4 protein-coding genes are annotated in these 6,082 nt (G+C 67.1%); 3 read left to right on the top strand and 1 reads right to left on the bottom strand.

The window, feature by feature from the left end; genetic code table 11:
* Both ACIBO2_RS48780 and ACIBO2_RS48775 read left to right on the top strand, forming a co-directional pair.
* The coding region (locus ACIBO2_RS48780) for a cellulose binding domain-containing protein (RefSeq protein ID WP_397304516.1) at window positions 1-517 on the top strand (517 nt) is incomplete at its 5' end.
* Window positions 518-550: 33 nt separating this feature from the next.
* Complete coding sequence (locus tag ACIBO2_RS48775) at window positions 551-1,978, top strand: non-reducing end alpha-L-arabinofuranosidase family hydrolase (RefSeq protein WP_397304515.1); 1,428 nt, start codon at window positions 551-553, stop codon at window positions 1,976-1,978.
* A 116-nt stretch (window positions 1,979-2,094) separates the two neighbouring features.
* Here ACIBO2_RS48775 and ACIBO2_RS48770 read toward each other — a convergent pair whose 3' ends face one another.
* On the bottom strand, window positions 2,095-4,074 hold the full coding sequence (locus tag ACIBO2_RS48770; RefSeq protein WP_358547191.1) for a right-handed parallel beta-helix repeat-containing protein: 1,980 nt from the start codon (window positions 4,072-4,074) through the stop codon (window positions 2,095-2,097).
* A gap of 876 nt (window positions 4,075-4,950) precedes the next feature.
* Between ACIBO2_RS48770 and ACIBO2_RS48765 the strand changes: the two genes are divergently transcribed.
* Window positions 4,951-6,063: a hypothetical protein gene (locus tag ACIBO2_RS48765; protein WP_358547188.1), complete on the top strand. Its 1,113-nt coding sequence runs from the start codon at window positions 4,951-4,953 to the stop codon at window positions 6,061-6,063.
* The last annotated feature ends 19 nt before the right edge of the window (window positions 6,064-6,082 follow it).

The raw sequence follows: 6,082 nt of genomic DNA, 5'->3' as shown, positions 1-6,082 counted from the left end.
CGACTGCCTGGCGGTGGCCCGTTGCGCCGGCATCACGGTGTGGGGAGTACGCGACCAGGACTCCTGGCGGTCCGGTGACACCCCGCTGCTGTTCAACGGCGGCAACAAGAAGCCCGCCTACGACGCGGTCCTCAACGCCCTGAACGCCGCCTCGCCGGGCCCCGACCCCACTCCGACACCAACCCCGACGCCCACGCCGACTCCGACACCGACACCGGTCCCGGACGGGTGCGCGGCGACGATCACGACGACCAACAGCTGGCAGGGCGGCTTCCAGTCGACGGTGACCGTCCAGGCGGGCGACGCGGCGATCAGCGCATGGACCGTGCGGTGGACCTGGCCCGGCGGGCAGAGCATCAGCAGCCTGTGGAACGGCCAGCAGAGCGTGTCCGGCTCCAGCGTCACCGTACGCAACGCCGCCTATAACGGCTCCATCGCCGCCGGCGGCTCCACGACCTTCGGGTTCACCGCGAACGGCACCGCGGCTACCCCGACCGCCACCTGCACCAGCCCCTGACGGAGTCCGGACATGATGATGAGGAGAATCCAGATGCGTCTGCCCTGGCCGGCGCGCCCCTCCGCCGTCACGGCCGCGGCGCCGCCCCGGCGGGTCTCGCGCCGCGGCCTGGTGATCGGCGCCATCGCGGTCCTGCTGGCCGGAGCCGGCCTGCTGACCACACAGCCCGCCCAGGCCGCCGTGGCCTGCCGGGTCGACTACACGATCAGTTCGAGCTGGCAGGGTGGCTTCGGGGCCAGCGTCACCATCAACAACCTCGGCGACGCGGTCGACGGTTGGCGGCTGAGCTGGTCCTTCGGCGCCGGCCAGCAGATCACCCAGATCTGGAACGCCACCCAGACCCAGTCCGGCTCGTCGGTGACCGCCACCAACGTCTCCTACAACGCCTCCATCCCCTCCGGCGGCAGCACCAACTTCGGGTTCAACGGCTCGTGGAACGGCAGCAACCCCGTGCCCACGTCGTTCGCCCTGAACGGCGTGACCTGCGGCGACCCCGGCACCCCCACGCCCACCCCCACACCGACTCCGACGCCCACACCGACGCCGACCGGCACGTGCGCTCTTCCATCGACGTACCGCTGGACATCGACGGGCCAACTGGCGAACCCGAAGTCGGGGTGGGTCTCGCTCAAGGACTTCACCAACGTCGTCTACAACGGCAAGCATCTCGTCTATGCGACGACGCACGACACGGGGACGAGGTGGGGTTCGATGAACTTCGGCCTCTTCACCAACTGGTCCGACATGGCCTCGGCCGGCCAGAACACGATGTCTGTCTCCGCTGTCGCGCCGACGCTCTTCTACTTCGCCCCGAAGAACATCTGGGTGCTCGCCTACCAGTGGGGTGGGACCGCCTTCTCCTACCGGACCTCCAGCGACCCCACCAATCCGAATGGCTGGTCAGCGCAGCAGGTGCTCTTCTCCGGCAGCATCTCCGGCTCCGGAACAGGACCCATCGACCAGACACTCATCGGTGACAGCACGAACATGTACCTGTTCTTCGCCGGGGACAACGGCAAGATCTACCGGGCCAGTATGCCCATCGGAAATTTCCCGGGCAGTTTCGGCGCGACCTCGACGACGATCATGAGCGACTCGACGAACAACCTGTTCGAAGGCGTTCAGGTCTACCAGCTCCAGGGCCAGAACCGATACCTCATGCTCGTCGAGGCGATCGGCTCGCAGGGCCGCTACTTCCGCTCGTTCACGGCCACCAGCCTGGGCGGCACGTGGACACCGCAGGCCGCGACCGAGGGCAACCCCTTCGCCGGCAAGGCCAACAGCGGCGCCACCTGGACCAACGACATCAGCCACGGCGATCTGGTCCGCACCAACCCCGATCAGACCATGACCGTCGATCCCTGCAATCTGCAGCTGCTCTACCAGGGACGTTCCCCCAGCTCGGGCGGCGACTACGGCCTCCTGCCCTACCGGCCGGGTGTGCTGACACTGCAGCGCTAACGGCGGAGGTGATGATCTCATGAGAGCGGCTGCGACACGGGGTTCCGCGTCGCAGCCGCTCTTTCGCGCGTAGCGTGTCAGGAAGGTCGGCGAAGCGCCGTCACCGGGTCTTTCGCTCAAGCATTCCCGGGACGGATCGCCACATCATCAATCTGGAACGCGGGCCCGGCGGTGCTCGCGTTCCAGACAAAGGTCCAGTCGACGCGGGTCGTGCCCGCGGGCGGGGTGAACGTGCCGGCCGCTTCGGTCCAGGCGGTCTTCTGGGCCAGGGAGATGGCGTCGGTACGCAGCACCGTGCCGGACTCGTCGCGCCAGCGTACATTCCACGTGACGGCGGGCATGGTCGCCACCGCCTCCCGATACCACAGCGACACGTGGTAGCTCGTACCGGCGACCACACCGCTGTAGCCGGGGTAGTTGTCAAGCGCTACCGCGCTGCCGCCCGACTGAGTGCTGGTCATCTGCAGCGAGCCCGTGCCACCGTGCGCGCCGCCGGTCTGGTGCGCCACGCCGGCCCCGTACCACGGGGCGTAGGGCGAGGTCGTCGAGCCGGACTCGAAGTCCTGCTCGGTGATCGCCGGCGGGGCGGGCGTGCCGCCGTCGAACGTGCTGCCGGCGTCCTGGCCGTACTGGGGGCCGACCCACAGCCCGGGCACGATGCGATTGCCCATGTCGGTGACCCTGAACTGCCACGGTCCTGTGTAGGTGTTGTCGTGCCAGGAGTTGTGCGAGTCGTGGACGATCGACTGCTGGATCACGGCGCCCTTGTACGGGGACCAGTCTGGGTAGGTGCCCCAGTTGGACAGCAGGGCCATGTGCCCGCAGTACTGCGTCGGGCAGCCGCCGTTGACGGCGCTGGGGTCGAAGGCGAACGTGTTGTGGTGGACGTCGACGTTCTTCGTCCACCAACGGCAGTTGGTGTAGAGCGGCTCGCTGGCGATGGCGGGAGCCGAGCACTGTGAGGTGTTGGTCGGCCCGACGATCAGCGTGCAGTCGCCGGTCGTCGAGGCTGGGCTGTTGCAGAACCGGTCGGCGTTCGCCCACGCGGTGATCCCGCCCCAGTTGTTCTCGAGCCGGTTGCCGGTGATCTCGATCTTGCTGGTCCGCGCCTTCAAGCGGGGCTCACCATCCGCCTCGGACAGGTAGATCGCCGCTTCGGGGAACGGGTCGCCCTTCGCTGCCCGCTCGGCACCGGAGGCCCAGGCGTTGCCGCGAATGGTGTTGTTCCGGATCACGGCGTTGTAGCTGATCTCGTAGAAGATCGCGAGCGACTCGTTGCGCTCGATGAGATTGTCCTCGATGAGGAAGTCGTTGTTGTTGGTGTCCGCCCAGACCCCCGGCCCGTGGTTGCCGTGGACCCAGTTTCCGGTCACGTCGGCGCCGTTCACCGCCCAGAACTTCATGCCACCGGTACATCCGCACCCGGGTTCCTGGTGCTCCCAGTCCTCGGTGTTGTTGCCGGTGAACTCGTTGTCCGCCACAACCAGGCCGGTGATGGTGTTGCCGGACTTGTAGGCGTTCAGGCCGTACTGCCCGTTGTCTTTGAGGCAGTTGCCACGGATCTGGTTCGTGGCCCCGGCCATCAGCCCCGCGCCCGCGTTGTCGCGGATCGTGTTGTGCTCGACGACCCAGCCGTCGCCGGAGTCGTGGTTGACCACACCCTGATCCTTCGGTGCGACGAACCCGGTGATGGTCAGGTACCGGATCGTGACGCCGGTCGCCTGCTGAGTGAACGCGAACAGATTCAGCCGCTGCCCGTCCAGTACCGCGCCGGGCGCGCCGATGAACGTCGCGCCGTTGCCGGGCATGATCTGGGAGTACTTGTCGGTGCCCAGCGTGTGCGTGCCGGTCTCGAAGTAGTACGTGGTGTTCGCCTTGCGTAAGTCCACGCCGCTGTTGTCGCCCTTGGGGACCACGACCGCGCCGGCGGGCGGTGTGGTCGGGCCGTTCAGCGACGAGCTGCCGCAGACCGCTGCCGTTGCCGTTGCCGTCGTCGAATCGGTTGTCGCATCGACCGCGTCGCCACTCGCCGGCGTCGCGCCGCCCATGACAACCGTGGCGAGGGCCATCAGCGCCAGTGGCCAGGTTCTTCGCATTCCCGTTCTCCTCTGGATTTTCGGCCAGCCTTAACTGCATTTGGCTGCTGGCCGTCGCCACTGTAGCCAGATCGCGCCTGCCCCTAAGATCGAACTCTGAAAATGGACTGCGGGCCGGTGCCGGCGTCCTGCGGATCAGGGACAGCGATAGACATCACGTCCCTGAGATGTCCCCCTCCTGCGGCGCACACGTCCGCAGGTCAGGCGTGGATGAGGGGCAGGGACAGCGGAGACTGAGGGTTTCGGCTTCCGGCCGTATCCGCGACTTCCGGGACGTGACCTTCCACCGGCCGAACGCCCCAACTGGCCCCACGCCAGCGACAACCGGGCCCTGTTCCTCAACGCCAAGGGCGGACCACCCACCCGTATCTCGGCTGGACCCGGGGCCGGCCTGCGCCCCGTCCCATGCCGGTCCCCTCAACGAATCCTCAACAAGTTCTCAACACCGTTCGGTGCACGATGTGGATCGCCAGCTGGTCAACAGGACAAAGGGAGGCAACATGCGATTCGGCACCAAGACGGTTGGCATGCTGGATACGGCGACTTGATGAGATGACGGCGTCAAAGCCCTTTGTGCGAAGCGGGTCGAAATTGGACAGGGGGCCGACGAATGGCTGATAAGCCGAGAGCAGCGGCGACCCTTTTCCTCAAGGCTGCCCATCTATTGGCGCCCGATACGTTCTGTTTTCAAGGAGGATTCGCGTGAATCGGCCCAGGCGCGTAATCGTGGCAGTGGTGGCCGCAGGTCTTCTCACCTCCTGCGGAGGAGGTGCGGGAAGCGATGCCTCGGGAAAGTCGCACGGTCCCCGGACCGGCACGCCGACGCCGTCATCGTCCGCCTCCCCTGAGCGTGTCGCGCCGAAGACACAGCTGTCGGTGCCCAGCCTCTATGACACCTCCCGCGGCTGGGAGTCGGACCTGCCTGGGGACCAGCTCACCCTGCCGCACTCCGGGGCGGTCGCCGTCTTCCGGCAGGGCGGCAAGAACGACGGCACCTTCACCGTGCTCGATGTGACCAGCGGCCAAAGTCTGTGGAAGAGCGAGGTGAAGGGCCCTGGCCTGATGTCAGCGCTCTCGGTCACCGTGCAGGGAATGGACTACCTGGTCGCCTCCGCGTCCGGCTTTCAGGGCGCGGACGTGGTCAGCAAGGGTCGGCAGGTCACGACGATCGACATCTTCCCGGCCCGTGCCGCTGGAGACGGCGTCAAACCGGCTCACCATCTCGAACTGGACGGCGAGGGTGCGGTCGTCAACGGCGGTGGCGGACTGCTGGTGCAACTGGACAACGACGTGGTGGTGACCGTGGATCCGGCCACCGGCGCGACGAAGACGTACGACCTGAGGAAGATGAAACCCCCAGCCAGCGAGTGCAGGCTGTGTTTCGCCTCGACCAAGGCCGTAGCCGTCACCCCTCGCGGGCCGTTGCTGGCTACCAACACCCAGCCCCGCCGCCACTACTGGGTGCCGGGAGCCTGGTCAGGCGGAACTCTCACCACCGACAGCGACCACAAGCTCTTCATCGCCCCGGTCAAGGACTCCCTCGTCGCGCAGTGGCGCGATGAAGGCGTGCCCAACGACACGTGGGCCGTCCTGGACCCCGCCACGGGAAAGGCTCGCGCCAAGGTCGACTGCGCGCCGGATCAGGGCGTGACGGCCGACGACTCCAAGGGGGCCTCCCTGTCTGCCGACGGCCGCTATCTCATCCGCGGCCACACGGTCTTCGACTTGGACAAAGGCACCGGCCACTGCTTCGAGGAGACCGACCGCGACAAGCCGGTCCACCTGACCGCTGTGACCGATGACGGCGTCGCCTTCGGCATCGGCGCCTCGACTGCCGACCAGGCCGACCCGCGGGTCACCATCGACCTCGCCACAGGCCAGGTCCAGCTCGGCAACTACGTCGTGGCTCCCTTCGGCGACTACTCCGGATACGGTCTGTTCTGGGAAGACTCCACGAACACCATGGTCGCCTATCCACACGCCAAGTGACCTCACGCGTAGGAGCAGC

Origin of the sequence: Nonomuraea sp. NPDC050022 (assembly GCF_044460705.1) — a bacterium.
Taxonomy (GTDB): Bacteria; Actinomycetota; Actinomycetes; order Streptosporangiales; family Streptosporangiaceae; genus Nonomuraea.
The sequence above is the reverse complement of the archived record's forward strand: the minus strand, read 5'-3'. Positions and strand labels throughout refer to the sequence as shown.

Bases quoted from the DNA above. Each gene is read 5' to 3' on its own strand.
- ACIBO2_RS48770 (WP_358547191.1), bottom strand. From the start codon at position 4,074: ATGCGAAGAACCTGGCCACTGGCGCTGATGGCCCTCGCCACGGTTGTC.
- ACIBO2_RS48775 (WP_397304515.1), top strand. From the start codon at position 551: ATGCGTCTGCCCTGGCCGGCGCGCCCCTCCGCCGTCACGGCCGCGGCG.